The following is a 21,889-nucleotide window of genomic DNA, read 5'->3' on the forward strand; positions in this document are numbered from 1 at the left end:
GGTTTTTCTTGCTCGACGAGTTTATCCGTGAACAGGACACCGTCTAAATGATCCATCTCGTGCTGGATGGCACGTGCAAAAAAGCCGTTTGCCTTGATTTTGACCGTCCGCCCGAGACGATCTTGAGACTTGACGACGATGCGGTCGAACCGTTCGACCGGTCCGAAAATGCCTGGCATGCTGAGGCATCCTTCGTCATCGATTTGTGAACCATCGGCTTCGATGATTTCCGGATTGATCAGCTCGATCGGTCCTGTCTCATCATCCGTATGGACGACAGCTACACGGATCGGTTGATTGATTTGCGGTGCCGCTAAGCCGACACCATCATATTCGTACATCGTATCGAACATCCGGTCGATCATCTTACCGAGTTTTTTATCGAACTTCGTGACAGGTTCACATACCTGTCGTAATACATCATTTGGTACTTCTACTACTTTATACATACAGACACCTCACATGAATACAAATGGATTCAAGTCGATCGCGACTTGTGTTTTTGATTTTTGACGACGGGCTAAGATATCACGGAGATGTGTCCGGACATCTTCCTGCCCTTTATGTTTAATTAAGACCTGTTGTCGGTACATATTCTTCAGTCGAGCAAGTGGCGCATCGAACGGTCCATTGACGACTAAATCCTCCGATTCGAAAGCCCGCAGCTCAGAAGCAATCTGTTGCGCTTCTGCTTGTGCTTCGAGTGGATGTGTCGCCGAGACCGTGATCAGACCAAGGAACCAGAATGGAGGGTGTCCCCCGAGTTTGCGCAACTGCATCTCCCGCTTATAGAACGTTTCGAAATCATGCTGTTTTGCCGTCTGAATGACGTAGTGTTCCGGATTATAGGTCTGGATGATCGACTGTCCGGCGAGTTGCCCCCGCCCGGCACGACCCGACACTTGCGTGATCAACTGAAATGTTCGCTCACTTGCCCGAAAATCCGGAATACCGAGCGTCGCATCGGCAGCGAGCACCCCAACGAGCGTGACATTTGGAAAGTCGAGACCTTTTGCGATCATCTGTGTCCCGAGAAGAATGTTTCCTTCCTTACGCTCGAAGGCATCGAGTAACTTCTCGTGTGCGCCTTTACGAGACGTCGTATCTTGATCCATCCGGATAATGCGCGCTTCCGGAATCAAATGCGCCAACTCTTCCTCGATCTTTTGTGTCCCCGTTCCGAACTGACGAATCTTCGTCGATTCACAGGACGGACAAGTTTTCGGCATCGCTGCCTCAAATCCACAATAGTGGCACTTTAAGCGATTTTCAGGTTGATGATACGTTAAATTGACGGCACAATGCGGACATTGAAGCGTCTCCCCGCAATCCCGACATAAGACGAAGGTCGTGTATCCACGACGGTTCAAAAGTAATACCGTCTGTTCCCCACGCTCGATTCGTTCTTTGATACCTTCGACGAGCGCGAGGCTGAACGGAGTCCGATTGCCCCGTTCAAGTTCTTTACGCATATCAACGATGTCGACCGGAGGCAGTTCCCCACCGAATCGTTCGCGAAGCGGTAAGTAACGATAGACCCCTTTTTGTGCCCGCGCATACGTCTCAAGTAATGGCGTTGCACTTCCGAGCACGACGGGACAACGATGATAGGCCGCTCGCCATTTTGCAACATCACGCGTATGATAGCGCGGATTCTCTTCTTGTTTATAGGTTGTTTCATGTTCTTCATCGAGAATGATGATTCCGATATTCGTCAGCGGCGCAAACACGGCGGACCGTGCACCGACGACGACATCGACCTCGCCTTGAGCGATTTTGCGCCACTCATCATACTTTTCTCCGAGCGATAGACCGCTATGCAGGACAGCGACCCGTTCTCCGAAACGACGTTTGAACCGTTTGACCATCATCGGTGTCAGACTGATTTCAGGGACGAGCAAGATCGCTTGTCTACCGCGTTCGAGTTGTGCATGAATCGATTCAAGATAGACTTCCGTCTTTCCGCTTCCTGTTACGCCATGTAACAAAAACGTTCCGGTCTCAGCTTCAGCCGTAATCGCCGAGACAGCTTCCTGTTGCTTTTCCGTCAAAGAGGACGGCACAAAGATGTCTTGGACGAGATGTTCGTAAGGATTTCGCCGTACATCAATCGTCTCGACTTCAATGATGCTTTTTTTCTCGAGGGCGTTCAACGTCGCGCTCGTTGCGCCCGTCGCCTGCTTGATTTCACTCCAAAGCGCATTCGGAAATTCTTGGATATACGCATACAGTGCCGCTTGTTGACTCGCTTGTTTCGTAAAAGTTGCCTGTTCCTCTAGGAGACGAATCCGTTTATCCGTCTTTGACGTCTTTTTCTCGCGAATGACCGGTTGAAGCGTCACGTCAGCTTGTTTCGCCGCTGTTAAGATGATTTGTTGGACTTCCGTTGGTAATTGACTCATTTTCTTACCATGATATGCCCGAAGTGGGCCCGACTCGACTATGACCAGTTTATCATAACTCACCTTTAAGGCAGCCGGCAGCATCGCAAGCAACGCCGTCGCCTGAAAACACAAGGTCGTTTCTGATAGATAAGCCGACAGCTCGAGTAATTCTTGCGTATAGGTCGGCGTCTCATCTAAGACACGAACAATCGATTTGACGTTCGTCAAATCAGAGGTTGCTTTCGTTCCGACGACGATCCCAAGCAACGCACGTGGACCGAACGGAACCTCTACGCGCATTCCGGGAACAATCAGCTCCTGCCAGAGTTCCGGCACGGCATAATCAAACGGACGATCGACGGTGGCCGCTGCGACATCGACGATGACTTCAGCTATCATGCCAATGCCTCCGCAAATTGGCGCATGAGCGCTTTAGCGAGCGTCGATTTCAATTGTTGATCGTATCGCGTGACGGAATCATTCTTCCCAAAAACGACGACCTCATTTTCGTCGCTGACAAATCCGATGTCAGAACGAGAGACATCATTCGCGACAATGAAATCCGCTTTCTTTCGGACGAGTTTCTGTTTCGCGAACGTCTCGACGTCCGTCGTCTCCGCTGCAAATCCAACTAATACCTGATGTTCTTTCTGCTCACCGAGCGTCTTCAGAATATCCGTCGTCTCCTCGAGTTCAATCCGCAATGGTCCGTGAATTTTTTTCTGCTTCTGATCGTACTGGACAGACGGTCGATAGTCAGCTACGGCAGCGGACATGATGACGATGTCTTGCGTCTCATAGTCACGTAACATGGCTTCGAGCATCTCTTCTCCCGACTCGACGGCAATCGTTTCGACGCCAGCCGGTAGTCCGATCCGAAGGGGCCCGTGTACGAGCGTGACATCTGCTCCTGCATCTCGCGCTGCTTCTGCTAGCGCAATTCCTGTCTTTCCTGAAGAATCATTCGTCAAGTAACGAACCGGATCAATCCGTTCCACGGTCGGTCCCGCACTGATCAAGACTTTTCGTCCGGCTAGATACTTCTCTTCAAAGAACGTTGAGAGTGTTGCGACTAAATCTTCCGGTTCAGGTAAACGACCTTTCCCGACCCAACCACATGCGAGATTTCCGACTCCCGGTGCAATCACCTGGACACCGTCCTGCTTCAGTTGTTCGATGTTGCGGACTGTCGCCGGATGTTCGAGCATGTTGACATTCATCGCTGGAGCGACGATGACGGGACATGTCGCTGCAAGGATCGTCGTCGTGATGAAATCATCCGCGATCCCGTGCGCGAGTTTTGCAATCAAGTTCGCGGTCGCTGGTGCGACGACGATCAGGTCCGCTTCGTCCGCTAAATCGATATGGGCGATCTTTGACGGATCATGCTCGATGAAGACGTCATCATAGACCGCTTTTCGCGTCAGTGCTTCAAATGTCGTCTTACCGACGAATTGTTGCGCATTACGCGTCATCGCGACTTGAACATGTGCGCCTGCTTGAACGAGTTTGGAAGCGAGTGCTGCTGATTTGTAGGAAGCGATTCCACCGCCGACACACAGTAGAATGTTTCGGTTGGTTAACATGTAGGTGTCCTCCTTATTGAAAAAAACAGCCACGATGACAAGTGGCTGCTTCAAAATTAGTCTTGCGGTTGGTTCGTGACGGATACTTCTTCGAAATAAAGCTCTTCTAAAGCTTTCCCGACCGGTTTATGCGATTTTGGGTTCGTGACTTTCACGCGTTTCCCGTCTTGGATTTGACGCGCACGCTTAGCGGCAACTGTAACGATTGTATATTTCGACGGTACTTTCTTTTGAAGCTTATCAACTGATGGATATAACATATCACTTAACCTCCATGGCTTTTTTATATAGGGACGCGACACGTTCCCGACTGCAATGTTCCGCTGTGACGATCGCTTGGATCCGGTCACAGGCTTTATGAATTTCGTCGTTCGTCACGACATAGTCATAGGCATCCATCATCTCGATCTCTTCCTTAGCGACGAGAAGACGTTGCTTAATGACTTCCTCCGATTCCGTTCCACGCCCTACGAGGCGGTTCCGTAATTCTTGGAGGCTTGGAGGTGCAAGGAATAAGAAGACAGCTTCCGGAAAATGTTCTTTGACCTGCATGGCCCCTTGAACTTCAATTTCGAGAATGACGTCTTTTCCTTCATCTAGGATCTGGTTCACCCATTCGACAGGTGTTCCATAGTAGTTCCCTACGAATTCAGCATATTCCAAGAGTTGATTGTTCGCAATCATCTCTTCGAATTCTTCACGCGATTTAAAGAAATAGTGGACACCATCTACTTCTCCTTCACGCGGTTGGCGCGTCGTACAGGATACCGAGTAATGCAGATCGTTATCCTGATCTTCGCGCAAGGCACGACAGACCGTTCCCTTTCCGACACCACTTGGACCAGATAATACGAGTAATAAGCCACGCTCTTTGAAAATCACTTCAAAACCCCTCCATCTCACAAACTTCACATTGTTTCATATTAGCAGTAGAGACGGGAAGTTCGCAAGTCATCTTTTTTAGCTCGACTGCTTTATCATACCATAACGATGCCATTTCTGTTACCTTTAGAAAGTGAGAACGAAATCAAGAAAGAAGGTAATCGTATGGCTTTTGACGGATTGATGACGACACGCGTCGTCGAAGAACTCCAACCGCTCGTCGGAGGACGGATCAATAAGGTATACCAACCGTATACATTGGATTTAGTATTCCAGGTCCGGGCCGAGCGAAAAAACGTATTGTTGCTCGCCTCTGCGAATGCCATGTATGCACGGATGCACATTACGTCGGAAGCGGTCAGCAACCCGAGTGAACCCCCACTCTTCTGTATGATGCTCCGCAAACATGTCGAAGGTGGGTTCATCGAATCAATTGAACAACTCGAACGTGACCGAATCATCGTCTTGCGCGTCCGCTCCCGGAACGAACTCGGTGATGAGGAAGCGAAAAAAATCTATGTCGAGTTGATGGGACGTCACTCGAACATCATTTTGACCGATGGACAAGATAAGATCCTCGATGCGATCAAACACTTACCACTCAGTCAAAATACCTTCCGGACGATCATGCCAGGGATGACATACCAGCTTCCGCCGGCACAGGATAAAGTTGATCCGCTTACGGGAGATATCGAAAAGACCCTTCACCGAATCGACTGGAACGCTGGGAAACTCGATCGACAGTTACTTGGTCTCTTCAGTGGTCTATCTCCGCAAATCGCAAAGGAAGTCGTCACACGGGCAGGTCTTGCTAACCGGACGAATCTTGCATCTGCCTTTCAAGATGTCCTGAAGGAACTCGATGGTCCTTATGTGTTGCAACGGATGGAAGGTGGTAAGGAACGCTTCGCACCGGTCCGGCTAACGGAAGGATCCATCATCGACGAGAAGACGTTCGAGACGAGTGGTCAAGTCCTCGACGCCTTCTTCCATCAAAAAGCAAACCGCGATCGCGTCAAACAACAAGCAGCCGATCTCGAACGGTTCATCAAGAGCGAGTACGATAAGAATATCTTAAAGCGCTCAAAACTCGAAAAAGATTTAGAAGCGACGTTACGGATGGATGAATGGAAACATAAAGGGGAACTGCTGACGACCTATCTTTATCAGCTCGAACGCGGGATGAAGGAAGCGACCGTCGTCGATTACTATGATCCAGATGGTGCTGAGATCACGATCACGCTTGATCCTCGTTTCTCGCCGAATGAGAACGCGCAACGTTATTACAAACGGTATAACAAATTAAAAACCGCCAAAGTCGAAGTCGCGCGTCAGCTCGAGAAGAACCAAGCTGAGATTGCGTACTTCGAAGGCTTACTTGCGCAACTCGATGTCGCATCCCCGGAAGACATCCGGGAAATGCGCGAGGAACTCGTCGAAGAAGGTTATCTGCGCGAACGACAAAAGAAGAAAAAGAAACCGCAGCTCCCACAACTCGAAGAATACCGTTCTTCGACTGGTCTTCCATTCTTCGTCGGAAAGAACAATAAACAAAATGATTACGCGACGTTCAAGTTCGGACGCAGGTCCGATACGTGGTTACACACGAAGGATATCCCGGGATCACACGTCATCATTCAAAGTGATGCACCGGACGAGACGACGTTGAAGGAAGCAGCGATTGTCGCGGCTTATTTCTCGAAAGCACGTGAGTCGAGCCAAGTTCCGGTCGACTTCACGGAACTACGTTATGTCAAAAAACCGAGTGGTGCAAAGCCCGGATTCGTCATCTACACGGATCAAACGACTCTTTACGTCACACCTGATCCAGATGTCGTCCAATCCTTACGTCAATGATGCTACACAAAAAAGCGCTGTTTCTCCTAAGTGACATTTAGGAGAAACAGCGCTTTTTCATCTTCACTTCATTTTTTCTAACTGTTCCCGGTAATCGAGCAAATGCCCATGGATGATATCCTTCGCCTCGCTTAATTCTTGATCGAATGAGAACATCGCTTGTTTTCGTTCGTGGGAGAAGATGACATCGTAATGATGGCTGAGTAAGAAATCAATTTCCTGACCGAGCGTCTTTTCTTGTTCTTCTGTCATCGGGATATCCCGGTGACTAGCAATGCTTTCAAGCAAGACGAGCAACTTGTCTTCAAGATCAACAAGCTCCTTCAGTCGAATGAACGCTTCACTTTGACCGCTCGCCACTAGTGGATATTTTTGATCCTCTTGAAGCATCAACATCATTTCCTCATGTTTGAGGATTTGTTTACGGACAGTCAGCAAGCGTCCATCATCTTGCACAAGGCTTCGCCAATCTTCCATCAACTGTTGCGTCGTTTTTTTGACGAGTAACAGTAAGCGGTCTTCATAATGTGGCGGGAAGACGATGTAATTGACGAGGACGGCAGATAATACCCCAACGACAGTCAACAACGACCGTGATAAGGCATAGTGGACGTAGTCAGCGGTCGGGCTCTCGAACATCAAGACGATCGCAAAAGCAGCGAACGTCGACATATCCGTTCGTCCAATCATCGAATTGAGGACGAGCGAGACGACGACGGCGAGTCCGATCGTCAGTGGATTGGCACCAAGTGTCGCAACGATGGCGAGTCCACACATCAGTCCGAGTACCGTTCCGAAAATTCGATTGAAGACGATTTTAAATGAACGATGGATCGTCGGTTGCATCGCAACGATGGCTGCGACAGCCCCCATTCCTGAATAAATACCGAATACATACCAAGAGATGCTGAGTGCAAGAGCTACCGCGATACCGGTCTTGATCGTTCGAAGTCCAATCCGAAACTTTAATTTCACTCGAGCGTCACCTGCCCGACTTCACTATTGACTGTCACTTCCGGTTTTTCTTGTTTCGACAGTTCATAAATCGTCTCATCCTTATTCTTTTGTTTCGTATATCGGTCAGAGGCTTTAATATCGCCTCCCGTGTCAATCGTAATCGTACCGGCTGATTTATCTGGTTTTAGCTTCGTCGCGCCGTCAATCGTCGTGACATCAAGACTCAATTTCGCCATATAGTCTGCCAGTGAGACACTCTCGCCTGTCACCTGCGCATGGACGGCGTCCATTTCCTTGACGGAAATCGCACGTGTAGCATTCAGTGTAATCTCATCACCTTTTACTTTATCGAGACTCATCGCTTCTCCGTCCATCTCGATCGTTTTTGCGTAGATGCCCATTCCTTTAAGTGTTCCAGCCTCGACATCGACACGGTTCATATAACTTGGTAGTCCCACTTGAATCGTATAGTCTGCTGTTTTTTCGCTCGGACGATTGCCAAGTCGAGATAGCCAACCATCTCGTCCTGTCACCGTCACCGTATTCGTCGATGTACTGATTTTCAGTCGTTTGCCACTCGACGCACTATCGACGAGCTTGATTTGGACGTTTCCATCTGTGCTTCGAATGAATTGTACCGTTGCGTGCGGCGCCTCGATGGCGAGAGATTTATAGCGATTCGTCGTTTTGAATGTTTCGCCTCGTGATAACAATTCCGTTGAGACGAGCAATGTGATTGAATAGATGACGACAAGTCCGAGAATGACACCACCGTATAAATAAAGCGGTCGCTTCACTGGTCCTTTTTCTCCAATCCGGTTCAACCGTGCATCCATCTTTTGTTTTTGTTTATTTTTTAAGCGTGTGAACGACGATTGTTTTCGTTTCCGCACACTCCTACTGTTATGCTCTTCCATGTCAGCCCCTCCATCTCATGTCTACCATTATTCCGAATATCTGAATCGGCTGTCAACAGCCCCCTTCTTATCATAGAAGAAGTTCACCGTTTCGCCATCGGGCGGAAGAAGGAAGCGTCATCGGATGAACCACTGACATTCCAGAACAATAATCGACAAAAAGGAGAGGAACATTGACGTTTCCTCTCCTTTGCTTAAGAACGGATTATAATTCGAGTGACTCGCCAATCGCGAGTGGATGACCCGTTTGACCTTGCGCTTCAATCTTTTCACAGAATGCGTTCGCATCTTGTTTGATTAAATCAAATGTATCGTAGTGGATTGGTACGACGGCTTTCGCTTGCAACATATCTGCAGCGATCAACGCATCATCCGGACCCATCGTGAAGTTATCACCGATCGGTAAGAAGGCTAAATCGATTTCGTGATGAGCGCCATAAAGGGCTAAATCCCCGAACAGTGCCGTATCGCCTGCATGATAGATTTCCTTTCCTTCGATCGTCAGCAAGAATCCAGCCGGCATCCCCATGTACGTAATCGTCTGTTTTTCCTCATCGATGATACTTGATGAATGGAATGCCTGTGTCATCTTCACTTTACCAAACGGGAATTCAAACTGTCCGCCGAGATTCATCGGATGAACGTTGAGGCCTTTGAAACTCAGATACGTCGCCAGTTCGTGCGTAGCAATGATTGTTGCTCCCGTGGCTTTCGCGATACGCTCTGCATCCAGCATATGATCGGCATGGGCATGGGTTAACAAAATAAAATCTGCCTTGACGTCATCTGGATTCGTCGTCGCTTTTTCATTACCACTAAAGAATGGATCGATGACGAGATGGTGACCATTCGTTTCAATCGTTACTGTTGACTGTCCATGATAAGTTAGCTTCATCTAATTCACTGCCTCTCGATTAGGATTCGGATAATTGATTCCCTTCCCCCCATGCGCATAAACCTTTCATGGCTGGTTGCAGTGTAAATGCCGCTTCTGTCAATTTGTATTCGACATGTAAGACGGCTTCATCATACTCAATCCGTTCATCATTCCGAGACGTTCGAGTTCTTTTAATTGATCCGTCAAGACTTTCCGAGAAATTCCGGGAATGGCACGTTGTAACTCTAAAAAACGTTTCGGACCGTTCTCTAACGTGCAATATAATTGTGGACGCCATTTTCCGCCGATGATGGCGAGCGCCCGATTGACCGGAAATTGTTCTGTCGACATGTTGTTCTCTCCTCCAGAGTAGTTACTTCAAAGTGCGTACTATGCAATCGAGTGTAGCGTAAGTTAGAGTATGCGTAAATCATTTTGCAAAAGGAGTGTTAAGCATAACGTATCCACGTAATTTTTCGCACATCGGTCTTTCTGTACCGAATCTCGACGAAGCCGTCCGTTTTTATCAAGAGGTGATGGGTTGGTATATCATCATGGAACCATCTGATGTCCTCGAAGATGACTCTGCCATCGGTGTCATGTGTACGGATGTCTTTGGTGCAGGATGGAACAAGTTCCGGATTGCTCACATGGCGACAGGTGACCGCATCGGAATCGAGTTGTTCGAGTTCCCGAACAATGAACAACCCGAAAATAACTTCGAATTCTGGAAAACAGGCATCTTCCATTATGCGATCCAAGATCCAGACGTCGAAGGACTCGTCGAAAAAATCGTCGCCCACGGCGGCAAACAACGGATGCCGATCCGCGAATACTATCCGGGAGACAAGCCGTATCGAATGGTCTACTGTGAGGATCCATTCGGTAACCTCGTCGAAATCTACTCTCACTCGTATGAACTCACCTATTCGGAAGGAGCGTATTAAACATGAAAGCATGGTTAAATCACTCAGGTACAGCCATTGATCAATGGACATTCGAAGAGGTCGAAACACCGACGCCAGGAGAAGGTCAAGCCTTGATTCGTGTCAAAACCGTCGCGCTGAATCCCGTCGACTATAAGGCGACCAACAATCCAGCTTGGACGTTCCCGCATATTCCAGGCGTCGATTTAGCTGGTGTCGTCGAACAAATCGGACCCGGCGCAGAAGTGAAAATCGGCGATCGTGTAGCGATTCATACGAACCTGCAACGCGATGGTGCTTTTGCTGAATATGCCCTCGTCGATACACGTGCCCTCGCCCTGATTCCGGAAGACATCTCATTCGCTGAAGCCGCTGCGATTCTTTGCGCAGGCATGACTGCCTATGAAGCCATCGTTCAGAAGATGAACACGACAGGGAAAGAAACGATCCTTATCCATGCTGGTGCAGGTGGTGTTGGTGGCATCGGCATTCAACTCGCAAAACGCCTTGGTCTTAAGGTCGCGACGACTGCTTCGACGGAAAATCATGAGTGGGTCAAGCGACTCGGTGCCGATCTTGCCATCGACTACAAAAAAGAAAATGTCACGGATGTCATCCGCGATTGGACGAACGGTCGCGGCGCTGACTTGATTTTTAATACGGTGGGTCGAGATGAAGCAACAGCTGATCTCGGACGTCTTGCCTTCTCGGGGCAACTTGCCTTCATCGCCGGTGGTCCCGATCAGTCGGTCGTTAAGCCGTTCACGCTCTCCCCTTCGATCCATGAAGTGGCACTCGCGGCTGCTTATGCAAGCGAAGATGACCGTGCCATCCGAAATCTCGGTTATATGGCAAGCGAGTTATTAAAATTCGTCGCAGCAAAAGAACTCGATCCACTCGTTACAGAAGAGATTCCAGCAGCAGACATCGTCAAAGGATTGCAACGTCTATCTGAACGCCACGTCCGTGGTAAAATCATCGCTACATTCAATTGATTTCTCAATTTGACATGAAACAGCCGATCGTCCTTAGATAACAGGATGATCGGCTGTTGTTGTGCATATCAATGTCTAGACATCGAAATAAGAAACTCGATACTTACCGGTAGCGGTCTTGTTTCTTGATATGTAAGGATCGTCCGACTAACTCGAAACCGACATGCTGATAGATCTTATTCGCTGTCTGGTTCGACCAATCAGTGTAGAGCGTCACGACCGGATAAGACTGTAGTAGATGTTCAGATAGTTTGGCGACAAGATAAGAGGCATACCCATTTCCACGCAGTTCTTTCGGCGTATAGACGTAAGAAATCGTAATCCCAGTTTGCGTCGGACGCGTCGCTGCTGCCATCGCGACAAGCACATCTTCACGAAACAGTCCGATCAAGCTTCTTTGGTGGATGTGTCGCGTCATCGACTGATGGAGTTGCGTAAGCTGTCGCTCAGAAGGTCGCGTTTCAACTTCATATAAAAATCCGGACGCAAACGCTAAGGCTTGTTGTCTTTCATCGTCCGAAATCGGTCGGAAGACGACATTTTTCGGAACCTGCGGCATCTCGACCTTCGTCAATGCATACATCCCCTGTTCCATATGTACCTCATACATGGAATGTGGGAGTAACAGCGGCGCTAAGATAGCCTGTTCTCCGACGAATCCTGGACTATCCAGAATTCGCGCAAGCTTTCGGATTCCTTCTTGCGAGAACACATCCCCTGCGACGATGGCTTGCTCCGGTATCGTTTGCAATATGACGAGACGATGATCGCCTTCTTGTGCCGTTGCCATCAAGAGCGGTTCATCCCCACGTTCTAATATGCCAAGAATCAACTGATGGGTATCCGGACGTTCAAGCAAAAACGGGAGGACGACCTTTTTGAACTGTTCATAATCACGATAATGCGTCACCATAGTCGACGACCTCCTTTATTTTTCTAGTGTACCAAAACATTCACTAGAAATCGTAGGGCGTCCGACGGAATCTATCGATTTTAGGCGTTCGCTGTAAAACGTTCGCTCCAAGCGACTGGATCTTTCGACCAATCCGCCAACTGTTTTTGCTCTTCTATAGTAATATCGCCTTGTTGTTGTGCGGTTTCGAGTAACGCTTCGAACGTCAGTAATGCATCCGCTTCGATCTTTGCGTCGCGGAGATTGTTTGACAAGCGCTCCATCCCGTACGAGAAGATCGCTTGAATGCGAATGACATTTGCTCCCTTCGCTTGCAGAGCTTCCGCCGCTTCGATTGCTGACATCCCCGTCGATAATAAGTCTTCGATGACGACGACACGTTGTCCAGGTTGAATGACACCTTCGATTTGATTCCCTTTACCGTGTTTCTTGTTGCCACTACGTACGTAGACCATCGGTAATCCTAGTCGTTCCGCGACGAATGCTGCGTGTGGAATACCTGCCGTCGCAGTTCCAGCAATCACATCGACTGCAAGTCCCTTCACTTTCTCAGCGAGTGCATCTGCAATCAAGGAACGAACTTCTGGGTACGAGAGCGTCAAACGATTATCACAATAAATCGGTGAACGAAGTCCACTTGCCCATGTGTATGGATCGTTTGGCGATAAGGTGACGGCTTCAATACGGAGTAACGCACTAGCGATTGGATTTACCATGAGAATTGCCCCTTCCATTGTTCAAGTAACATCAGATAGATCTGTTCTGGATGTTCTACACGCGTAATCGGACGACCGATCACTAAATCCGTCGCTCCATTTTGACGAGCGTCAAGAACGGTCGCGACCCGCTTTTGATCATCCGCTTGACTGTTCGTCGGACGAATGCCGGGTGTGACGAACCGAAAATTCGTCCGACAAGCTGAAACTAGTTCCGGAAGATCGAGTGCTGAACAGACGATACCATCTAGTCCTGCTGCTTCTGCGAGTTGCGCATATTCACGAACGACTGCCGGCATCGCTCCTTCAATCTTTAAATCGCGTAACATCGCTTCATCCGTCGATGTCAACTGAGTCACGCCAATCAGTTGTGTCTCAGCGTTCGTCTCACGCAGTCCTTCTCGCGCAGCGATCATCATCTCTTTTCCACCAGCAACATGGACGTTCGTCAGTTCGACGCCTAATTGTCCGATGATGCGCATCGTCCGGCGTGCCGTTTCTGGAATGTCGTGGACTTTGACATCGAGGAATACCGCGTGTCCACGCTCGACGAGTTTTCGGACGAAAGTTCCGCCTGCTGCATAAAACAATTCCATCCCGATTTTCACGGCAGGTCGTGTCTCTTCGAACCGTTCGAGAAACGAAAAGACTTCTGCTTCGGTCGGAAAATCAAGCGCGATGTAAAGTTGATTCATATGCTTTCCCCCTGATGTCTAAAATATGATCGATGCCAAGTTCGTCCATCCGTTCTGGTAACTGCTGAATCAATTCTTGACAGATGTATGGATTGACGAAGTTTGCGGTACCAACGGCAACAGCCGAAGCCCCGGCGTAAATCATTTCGAGGACGTCATCGACCTCCATCACGCCACCCATACCGATGATCGGGATCGAAACGACTTGCGCGACATCATGAATCATCCGAATCGCGACTGGTTTGATTGACGGACCCGATAATCCACCGATACGGTTCGCAAGGATTGGCTGTCCCGTCCGGACATCGATTCGCATCCCAACCAGTGTATTGATCATCGTCAGACCATCTGCACCAGCGGCTTCGACGGCACGCGCCATCTCGACGATCGAGGTGACGTTCGGTGATAGTTTGACGTAGACCGGTTTAGTCGAGACTCGTTTGACACGTCGGGTCAACTCAGCGGCAAGCAACGAATCCGTTCCGAATTGAATCCCCCCCGATTTGACGTTCGGACAGGAAATGTTTAATTCCAGTGCATGAATGCCTGGATGCCGACTCATTTTCTCCGCGACGAACTCATATTCTTCCGGTGTCGAACCTGCGACATTGGCGATGATCGCCGTATCGAACGTCTCTAGGAATGGCAATTTATTCGTTAAGATGCCATCGACACCCGGATTTTGGAGACCGATTGCATTCAACATCCCCATGCCACTCTCTGCGACACGTGGCGTCGGGTTTCCGTAGCGTTCTTCACCCGTCGCTGCTTTAATCATGATCGCCCCAAGCTCTGATAAATCATACAACTTCGCATATTCCTCACCGAATCCAAAACATCCGGATGCTGGCATGATCGGATTTTTTAAAGAGAGTCCCGGCAACTCGACACGCAATCGTTCTCTCATAATACGACCTCCTCTGCCCGAAAGACTGGACCATCGGAACATGTCTTAACGTACCCGCCGGTCGGTGTTTTACAGACACAGGCAAAGCACGCTCCGATACCGCACCCCATTCGGTTTTCGATCGACAGATACTTATGTTCGATCGGTTGTTGCTGTAACGTTCGCAACATCGGTTCCGGTCCGCAGGCGAGTAGGACGTCGTAGCTTTCCGGACGTAAGGCTGCCGTGACGAATCCTGTCGTGCCATGCGTTCCATCGACGGTCGTGACCGTCGTCTTACCGAGTGCTTGGAATTCCGCTTCGTAAAAAACGCTTGTTGCCGTATCGAATCCTAGAATCGCTTCACATGTCACGCCCCGGGCGACAAGTTGGCGCATCGTCTCATACAGCGGTGGGACACCGATCCCCCCACCAACGAGGACGACGCGTTGAGTTGGATGGATAGCAGCAATCGGAAACCCGTTTCCAAGCGGTCCGAGGGCATCGATCGTATCATTCGGACGCAAAGAGGCCAGTTCTGCTGTTCCTTGTCCGATTTCTTTAAAGAGAAACGTGATCAAGTCATGATCGACCCGGGCAATCGAGATCGGTCGGCGTAAGAGTGGCCCGACGCGAAGATGCATGAATCGCCCTGGCGCGATGATCTGAGGTTGCTCAAAGCGACAGACGAGTTCTGTCGCACCTTGAGCTACCGTTCGTCGAGAGACGACCGTCAAGAGTTGCTTCATTGGATCACCACTTTCTTTTCATGTGTGAAGGCTTGGATTGCACTGGCTTCAAACGAGCGACTTTCGATGACACGTAGAATTGCTTCCGCCGTATCGAGTGATGTCAGACAGACGACCTGATTCTCGGCTGCTGCCCGGCGAATGATGAAGCCATCTTTCGTGACTTGCGAGTCCCGACTCATCGTATTGATGACATATTCGATCTCCCCTTTTTCAATCACGTCGAGCATCGATTCGGAAGACGAGTCGATTTTGCCGACCGTCTGGACCGGTAATCCTTGCTCCGTCAAGTACGCTGCCGTTCCTTCCGTTGCAAGTAACGTGAATCCAAGTGAGGCAAAGCGACGTGCGAGATCCGTCATTTCTGCTTTATCTGGATCTGCGACTGTCAAGAGGACACGACCGTGCTCTGGAATCGCCATCCCTGATGCGAGCAACCCTTTATAGAGCGCTTTTTCGAGCGTCCGGTCCGTTCCGATGACTTCACCGGTTGATTTCATCTCCGGTCCGAGTGTCGGATCAACTTCTTTAAGCTTCGCAAATGAGAAGACCGGTACTTTGACAGAGACGAGTGGTTCTTCCGGTAGGACACCACTTGTTAATCCATAAGAAGCGAGTGTCTCACCGAGAATGATGTCCGTTGCGAGACGCGCGACCGGAAGTCCCGTTACTTTCGAGATGAATGGCACCGTCCGGCTAGCACGCGGATTGACTTCAAGGACATAGAGAGCGCCGTCCGCGTAGACGAACTGGATGTTGAGTAAGCCTTTGATGCCGAATGCTTTCGCAATCCGTGTCGTGTAGTCGACGATCCGGTCCTTGATGTCTTGGGAGACACGTTGTGGCGGATAGACACCAATCGAGTCACCCGAGTGAACACCGGCACGTTCGATGTGCTCCATGATGCCTGGAATGACGACATCCGTTCCGTCGCAGATTGCGTCGACCTCGAGTTCGATTCCTGTCAGATAGCGGTCAACGAGGACCGGTCGTTCCGGTGAGGCGATGACGGCGTGTTTCATATAATGTTCGAGTTCTTCTTGAGCATAGACGATTTCCATTGCCCGACCGCCGAGGACGTACGATGGACGAACGAGAACCGGGTAACCGAGTGACGCTGCTGCCGTGACCGCTTCTTCGACTGTCACGGCCGTTTTACCTGGTGGCTGTGGAATGTCGAGCGCCGTCAATGCTGCTTCGAACTGTTTTCGGTCCTCAGCCCGGTCGAGATCCTCAAGCGATGTCCCGAGGATTTTTACACCTTCTGCTGCTAATGACTCGGCTAAGTTGATCGCTGTCTGTCCACCGAACTGGACGATGACACCGAGCGGACGTTCATTTCGGATGACTTCAAGGACATCCTCCGTTGTCAGTGGTTCAAAGTAAAGCCGATCGGAGATCGAGAAGTCGGTCGACACCGTTTCTGGATTGTTGTTGACGATGATTGCTTCGTAGCCAGCTTGACGAATCGCCTGAATCGAATGGACTGTCGCATAATCGAACTCAACGCCTTGACCAATCCGGATCGGTCCCGATCCTAGGACGAGAATCGAAGAACGGTTCGTCGCGATCGCTTCATTTTCGCGTTCGTATGTCCCGTAGTAGTACGGCGTGTCGGACGCGAACTCTGCCGCACACGTATCGACCATCTTATAGACCGGGTGAATCGCTTGTGCTTCACGCATCCGGCGAATCTCCGTTTCCGTTTGTCCGGTGATCCGGGCGAGCATCGGGTCACTGAATCCATACCGCTTCACATGCAGGAGTAGTTCAGGTGTCAAACCAGCTGCGACCGATTGCTCGAGCTGCCAAATATGGTGCAACTTCTCGAGGAACAGGCGATCAATCGCCGTCCAGTCATGAATCTGTTCGACGCTGTAACCGCGGACGAAGCCCGCGTACAAGGCGAAGAGTCGATCGTCCGTCGCTTGGCGAATCGCTTGTTGTAAGGCATCATCTGCCATTTCGATGAAGCGTGGCATATACAGATCCGCTGTACCAATCTCGAGTGAACGAACGGCTTTTAGTAAGGCCTCTTCCATCGTCCGTCCCATTGCCATGACCTCACCAGTTGCTTTCATCTGTGTGCCGAGTGTCCGGTCTGCCGTTTCGAATTTATCGAACGGCCAGCGCGGAATCTTGGCGACGACATAATCGAGTGCCGGTTCGAAGGAAGCAAAACTTGTCTCGGTGATCGGGTTCTTTAATTCGGATAAGGCATACCCGACGGCAATTTTCGCAGCCAGTTTTGCGATTGGGTAACCCGTTGCTTTTGACGCGAGTGCAGACGAGCGTGAGACACGTGGATTGACTTCGATGACATAGTAGTCGAAGCTCGTCGGATCCAGTGCGAACTGGATGTTACATCCACCCTCAATCCCGAGTGCACGAATGATATCGAGCGAGACGTTTCGTAGCAATTGATAATCGCGATCCGATAGCGTTTGTGTCGGAGCGAAGACGATTGAGTCTCCAGTATGAACACCGACGGGATCGAAGTTTTCCATCGCACAGACGATGATCGCCTGATTCGTCGCATCGCGCATGACTTCGAACTCGACTTCCTTCATCCCGGCAATCGATTTTTCTAGAAGTACTTGTGTTGCCGGACTTGCCTTGAGTCCCCCTTCGACGATTCGCGTGAACTCTTCTGGTGTGTTGGCGATTCCACCGCCTGTTCCTCCAAGCGTATACGCCGGACGGATGATGATCGGTAAACCGATCTGTTGCCGGAATTGTTGTGCCTCTTCAAGCGTATGCACGATTTCACTGTCCGGCACACCATGCCCGCGTTTAAACATCAGTTGACGGAACAAATCACGATCTTCTGCCTCTTCGATTGCTGACAATTTCGTACCGAGTAACTCGACACCATACTCAGCAAGGACACCGAGACGATCCAGTTCGACAGCCAAGTTCAGACCCGTTTGACCTCCGAGTGTCGCAAGCAAGGCATCCGGACGTTCCTTGCGGATGATCCGTGAGACGAACTCTGCTTGGAGGGGCTCGATGTAGACACGATCAGCGACCGTTGGATCCGTCATGATCGTTGCAGGGTTCGAGTTGACGAGGATGACTTCATATCCTTCTTCCTTCAAGGCTTGACACGCTTGTGTTCCAGCGTAGTCGAATTCAGCTGCTTGTCCGATCACGATAGGACCGGACCCGATAACGAGAATTTTCTGGATATCTTGACGTTTAGGCATGAGAGACCTCCTGTTGTTTCGTGATTTCTTCTAAAAACTGTTGGAATAGACCGTTCGCATCCATCGGACCAGGTGATGCTTCCGGATGGTATTGGACGGAGAAGACCGCTGCTGTCGTATGACGGATGCCTTCGACCGTTCCGTCATTGATCGCAAGATGCGTCACTTCAAGCACGGTATCGCGTAATGACTGTTCGTCGACGGCATACCCGTGGTTTTGCGACGTGATATCGACGCGACCTGTCCGGATATCTTGGACTGGATGATTCGCCCCTCGGTGACCGAATGGGAGCTTGAACGTATCCGCCCCGTGCGCTAGTGCAATCAACTGATGACCGAGACAGATGCCGAAGATGACGACTTTTCCCGTCAATTCTTGAATCAACGGAATCGCCGTTGGGACATCCTTTGGATTCCCTGGTCCGTTCGATAGCATTACACCGTCCGGACGATAGCGTAAGACTTCCGTTGCATTGACATCGTAGGGCACGACGACGACTTCACAGCCGCGTTTGACGAGTTCGCGGACGATTCCGAGCTTCGCACCGAAATCGACGAGAACGATCCGCGGTCCAGCACCTGGAATGATGTACGCTCGTTCCGTTGAGGCCCGCTTGACTTGATCCGTCTCGATAGGTGCGTTTTGAAGATGAACCAGTTCTGCTGCTAAATCGAACTCACCGTCAACGAGTCGTCCACGCATGACACCTTTCGAACGGATGTGCCGTGTCAATTGACGCGTATCGATTCCACTTAATCCTGGAATATCAAGATCCTGAAGTGCCGCATCGAGTGACATCTCACTCCGGAAATTCGACGGCGTCTGACAATGTTCACGGACGATCAGTGCTTTAGCGAGCGGACGCGTTGTCTCATAATCTTCTCGGTTAATCCCGTAGTTTCCGATTAACGGGTTCGTCAACACGATCATCTGATCGCAGTAAGATGGATCCGATAACATTTCTTGATACCCTGTCATTCCGGTCTGGAAGACGACCTCTCCTGTTGTTGTCGTATCTGAGCCAAACGCCGTTCCTTCAAACGTCATCCCATCTTCTAGTATCAGTGTCCGTTTACGCATGTGCTGTGTCCTCCTTGAATACGATTTCTCCCTTGACGAGCGTCATGACCGGGAATCCTTTTAACCGTTCTCCTGCGAACGGTGTGTTCTTACCTTTTGAGCGGAATCGTTCCGGTGATACGATACGCTCCGTTTCTAGATCAAGCAAAACCAGATCTGCTTCCGCCCCCACTTCGAGTCTCCCGTAAGGAAGTTCAAAGATGGCTGCTGCCTTGTCCGTCAAATTCCGAATCAGTGTCTCAAGTGCCATCTCTCCTTCAGCAACAAGCTTCGTATAGAGGAGTGGGAAGGCCGTCTCGAACCCTGTGATGCCGAACGGGGCGCGTTCGATACCGAGTGCCTTCTCTTCTGCCGCATGGGGAGCGTGATCGGTCGCGATGCAATCAATCGTTCCGTCCGCTAACCCCTCGAGCAATGCTTGGCGATCTGCTTCACTTCGTAAGGGAGGATTCATTTTAAAGTTCGGGTCCTGATTCGGTATGTCTTCATCGATCAACACCAGATGGTGCGGTGTGACTTCTGCCGTCACCCGGATCCCTGCTCGTTTCGCGTCACGGATGACACGGACCGATTCTTTCGTCGAGACATGACAGACGTGATAATGACAGCCAGTCTCTTCTGCAATCAGAACATCACGTGCGATGTGGATACTCTCAGCAAGCGACGGAATACCTTGTAGTCCTTCTCGTCGACTGTAGTTTCCCTCGTGCACACATCCTGCTTTTAACGAATCATCTTCACAGTGGGCAACGATCGTTTTCCCGAGCCGTGCCGCTTGTTGCATCGCTGTCCGCATGACTGCTGCCGTCTGGACGCCGACACCGTCATCCGTGAACGCGACGGCATCTATTAATTGGTCGAACGCGACGAGTTCTTGTCCGAGTTGATTTTTTGAAATCGCCGCGTAAGGCAAAACCCGGACGGACGCCGTCTCTTCAATCTTTTGGAACAAAGCATCGAGTGTTTGACGATCGTCTGGTACGGGGCGCGTGTTCGGCATCGGACAAATCGTCGTGAATCCACCCGCTGCCGCCGCTGCCGTGCCGGTCGCAATCGTCTCCTTATGTTCGCCACCCGGTTCCCGCAGGTGGACATGGATGTCGACGAATCCTGGTGCAACGAATAAGCCGGACGCATCAATGACCGTTTCATTCGCTTGCGGTGTTGCTGCTAAATCCGTGATTTTCCCGGCTTCAATCCGAATATCTCCAGTTCGAACTTGTCCCGCCTCGTACCATCTCGCATTCTCAATTCGTGTTGTCATCTGCATCGTCTCCTTTGATTGATTTCGTTGAAAAGCACCATTCCAGAATCGCCATCCGTGCAAAGACACCATTTTTCATCTGTTCAAAGATCCGCGATTGCGGATGTTCGACCAGTTCGTCGGCAATCTCGACTCCCCGATTGACCGGTGCCGGATGAAGCACGATCGCGGAATGCTTCAGACGGTTCATCCGCTCATGTGTCAATCCGTGTGTTGTGTGGTAGACTGCTGGATCAAATCGTGTCGTCCCGTCATGCCGTTCGTGCTGGACACGCAGTAACATCAAGATGTCGCACTGCTCGACTGCTTCATCCATCGGAAGATACGGTATGCCCATCGCAGGGTCGTACCACTCAATAGGTCCTGATCCATAAACGATGGCACCGAGTCGCTTTAAGATGTCCGCGTTCGATCGGGCGACGCGACTATGTTGCAAGTCCCCACAGATGACGACGACTTTTCCTTCGACCGTTCCGTACGTTTCGACCATCGTCATCAAATCGAGTAAGGACTGGGACGGATGTTGACCGCTCCCGTCTCCCGCATTGATGATCGGAATATCGAGTGTCTGCATCAGTTCTTCGTAATATCCGGTTGCTCCGTGGCGAATGACCAAAGCATCTGCGCCGATTGCTTCGAGTGTCTTGCATGTATCGCGTAACGTTTCTCCTTTTTGCACGGAGGAAGTCGCCGTTTCGAACGGCAGTAGATGCATGTTCAGACGATGCTCTGCCATCTCAAAGGAAGAGCGTGTCCGAGTCGAGTTTTCAAAGAACAGATTGACAAGCGTCTTATCGGAATAATCTGGCGCTGGCTCGCCTCGTTTAAAAGCGAGACTGCGTTCAATCAAAGAATTAATTTCTGTCGTGGATAAAATTTCTAGGTTGACGAAATGCCGGTTTTTTAGGATCGTCATCATATCACTCACTCCTCTTCAGGTCATGAAAAAGGCGCACCTTCTAAGTGAAGGTGCGCCGAAAGAAGGCAGAGTGATTCCC

19 protein-coding genes and 2 pseudogenes are annotated in these 21,889 nt (G+C 50.1%); 3 read left to right on the plus strand and 18 right to left on the minus strand.

Annotated elements, in window-relative coordinates:
- Nucleotides 1-59: 59 nt before the first annotated feature.
- From def to gmk, 5 genes and pseudogenes are all read right to left on the minus strand, one after another.
- A pseudogene (gene def, locus MKY22_RS10420) lies at nt 60-449 on the minus strand (peptide deformylase); the annotation flags it as partial.
- A 9-nt stretch (nt 450-458) separates the two neighbouring features.
- On the minus strand, nt 459-2,783 hold the full coding sequence (priA, locus tag MKY22_RS10425; protein ID WP_341088707.1) for a primosomal protein N': 2,325 nt from the start codon (nt 2,781-2,783) through the stop codon (nt 459-461).
- A complete protein-coding gene (gene coaBC / locus MKY22_RS10430) occupies nt 2,780-3,970 on the minus strand; it encodes a bifunctional phosphopantothenoylcysteine decarboxylase/phosphopantothenate--cysteine ligase CoaBC (RefSeq protein WP_341088709.1) in 1,191 nt (396 codons plus the stop codon). The genes priA and coaBC overlap by 4 nt, the downstream gene beginning before the upstream one ends.
- Before the next feature lie 56 nt (nt 3,971-4,026).
- Nucleotides 4,027-4,230 (minus strand): DNA-directed RNA polymerase subunit omega, encoded by a 204-nt coding sequence (gene rpoZ / locus MKY22_RS10435; protein ID WP_029342114.1) that lies wholly within the window; start codon nt 4,228-4,230, stop codon nt 4,027-4,029.
- A 1-nt stretch (nt 4,231) separates the two neighbouring features.
- Entirely contained in the window at nt 4,232-4,849 is a 618-nt protein-coding gene (gmk, locus tag MKY22_RS10440; protein ID WP_174316772.1) for a guanylate kinase, read from the minus strand.
- 168 nt (nt 4,850-5,017) lie between these two features.
- On the opposite strand from gmk, the gene MKY22_RS10445 reads away from it, so the two are divergent.
- On the plus strand, nt 5,018-6,709 hold the full coding sequence (locus MKY22_RS10445; protein ID WP_050677513.1) for an Rqc2 family fibronectin-binding protein: 1,692 nt from the start codon (nt 5,018-5,020) through the stop codon (nt 6,707-6,709).
- A 63-nt stretch (nt 6,710-6,772) separates the two neighbouring features.
- Here the strand turns inward: MKY22_RS10445 and MKY22_RS10450 are convergent, their stop codons facing one another.
- The 4 genes and pseudogenes from MKY22_RS10450 to MKY22_RS10470 all read right to left on the minus strand — a co-directional run bounded on the left by MKY22_RS10450 (nt 6,773) and on the right by MKY22_RS10470 (nt 9,811).
- On the minus strand, nt 6,773-7,684 hold the full coding sequence (locus MKY22_RS10450) for an FUSC family protein (RefSeq protein WP_029342116.1): 912 nt from the start codon (nt 7,682-7,684) through the stop codon (nt 6,773-6,775).
- The gene (locus MKY22_RS10455; protein ID WP_341088712.1) at nt 7,681-8,583 is read right to left on the minus strand and encodes a hypothetical protein; all 903 of its coding nucleotides are present in this window, start codon (nt 8,581-8,583) and stop codon (nt 7,681-7,683) included. Before MKY22_RS10455 ends, MKY22_RS10450 begins: the two co-directional genes overlap by 4 nt.
- A gap of 205 nt (nt 8,584-8,788) precedes the next feature.
- A complete protein-coding gene (locus MKY22_RS10460) occupies nt 8,789-9,478 on the minus strand; it encodes a metal-dependent hydrolase (protein WP_023468776.1) in 690 nt (229 codons plus the stop codon).
- A 19-nt stretch (nt 9,479-9,497) separates the two neighbouring features.
- A pseudogene (locus MKY22_RS10470) lies at nt 9,498-9,811 on the minus strand (winged helix-turn-helix transcriptional regulator).
- A gap of 104 nt (nt 9,812-9,915) precedes the next feature.
- Between MKY22_RS10470 and MKY22_RS10475 the strand changes: the two are divergent.
- Both MKY22_RS10475 and MKY22_RS10480 read left to right on the plus strand, forming a co-directional pair.
- The gene (locus MKY22_RS10475) at nt 9,916-10,407 is read left to right on the plus strand and encodes a lactoylglutathione lyase family protein (protein ID WP_023468778.1); all 492 of its coding nucleotides are present in this window, start codon (nt 9,916-9,918) and stop codon (nt 10,405-10,407) included.
- Nucleotides 10,408-10,409: 2 nt separating this feature from the next.
- On the plus strand, nt 10,410-11,381 hold the full coding sequence (locus tag MKY22_RS10480; RefSeq protein ID WP_290778100.1) for a zinc-binding dehydrogenase: 972 nt from the start codon (nt 10,410-10,412) through the stop codon (nt 11,379-11,381).
- A gap of 103 nt (nt 11,382-11,484) precedes the next feature.
- Here the strand turns inward: MKY22_RS10480 and MKY22_RS10485 are convergent, their stop codons facing one another.
- From MKY22_RS10485 to MKY22_RS10525, 9 genes are all read right to left on the minus strand, one after another.
- The gene (locus MKY22_RS10485; protein ID WP_341088713.1) at nt 11,485-12,294 is read right to left on the minus strand and encodes a GNAT family N-acetyltransferase; all 810 of its coding nucleotides are present in this window, start codon (nt 12,292-12,294) and stop codon (nt 11,485-11,487) included.
- An 80-nt stretch (nt 12,295-12,374) separates the two neighbouring features.
- Nucleotides 12,375-13,010 carry an orotate phosphoribosyltransferase gene (gene pyrE / locus MKY22_RS10490; protein WP_290778106.1) on the minus strand — a complete coding sequence of 212 codons (636 nt, stop codon included), beginning with the start codon at nt 13,008-13,010 and terminating at the stop codon, nt 12,375-12,377.
- The gene (gene pyrF, locus MKY22_RS10495; protein WP_341088714.1) at nt 13,004-13,705 is read right to left on the minus strand and encodes an orotidine-5'-phosphate decarboxylase; all 702 of its coding nucleotides are present in this window, start codon (nt 13,703-13,705) and stop codon (nt 13,004-13,006) included. Before pyrF ends, pyrE begins: the two co-directional genes overlap by 7 nt.
- Complete coding sequence (locus MKY22_RS10500; RefSeq protein WP_341088716.1) at nt 13,680-14,612, minus strand: dihydroorotate dehydrogenase; 933 nt, start codon at nt 14,610-14,612, stop codon at nt 13,680-13,682. The genes pyrF and MKY22_RS10500 overlap by 26 nt, the downstream gene beginning before the upstream one ends.
- Nucleotides 14,609-15,340: an iron-sulfur cluster-binding protein gene (locus tag MKY22_RS10505; RefSeq protein WP_341088717.1), complete on the minus strand. Its 732-nt coding sequence runs from the start codon at nt 15,338-15,340 to the stop codon at nt 14,609-14,611. The genes MKY22_RS10500 and MKY22_RS10505 overlap by 4 nt, the downstream gene beginning before the upstream one ends.
- Nucleotides 15,337-18,546, minus strand: coding sequence for a carbamoyl-phosphate synthase large subunit (gene carB, locus MKY22_RS10510; RefSeq protein ID WP_055968653.1), 3,210 nt, complete (start codon nt 18,544-18,546; stop codon nt 15,337-15,339). The genes MKY22_RS10505 and carB overlap by 4 nt, the downstream gene beginning before the upstream one ends.
- The gene (locus MKY22_RS10515; protein WP_290778122.1) at nt 18,539-19,627 is read right to left on the minus strand and encodes a carbamoyl phosphate synthase small subunit; all 1,089 of its coding nucleotides are present in this window, start codon (nt 19,625-19,627) and stop codon (nt 18,539-18,541) included. Before MKY22_RS10515 ends, carB begins: the two co-directional genes overlap by 8 nt.
- Nucleotides 19,620-20,891 carry a dihydroorotase gene (locus MKY22_RS10520; protein ID WP_341088720.1) on the minus strand — a complete coding sequence of 424 codons (1,272 nt, stop codon included), beginning with the start codon at nt 20,889-20,891 and terminating at the stop codon, nt 19,620-19,622. Before MKY22_RS10520 ends, MKY22_RS10515 begins: the two co-directional genes overlap by 8 nt.
- Nucleotides 20,875-21,810 (minus strand): aspartate carbamoyltransferase catalytic subunit, encoded by a 936-nt coding sequence (locus MKY22_RS10525; protein ID WP_290778128.1) that lies wholly within the window; start codon nt 21,808-21,810, stop codon nt 20,875-20,877. The genes MKY22_RS10520 and MKY22_RS10525 overlap by 17 nt, the downstream gene beginning before the upstream one ends.
- Between the last annotated feature and the right edge of the window lie 79 nt (nt 21,811-21,889).

The organism is Exiguobacterium sp. FSL W8-0210, from assembly GCF_038006045.1.
In the GTDB taxonomy this organism is placed as follows: domain Bacteria; phylum Bacillota; class Bacilli; order Exiguobacteriales; family Exiguobacteriaceae; genus Exiguobacterium_A.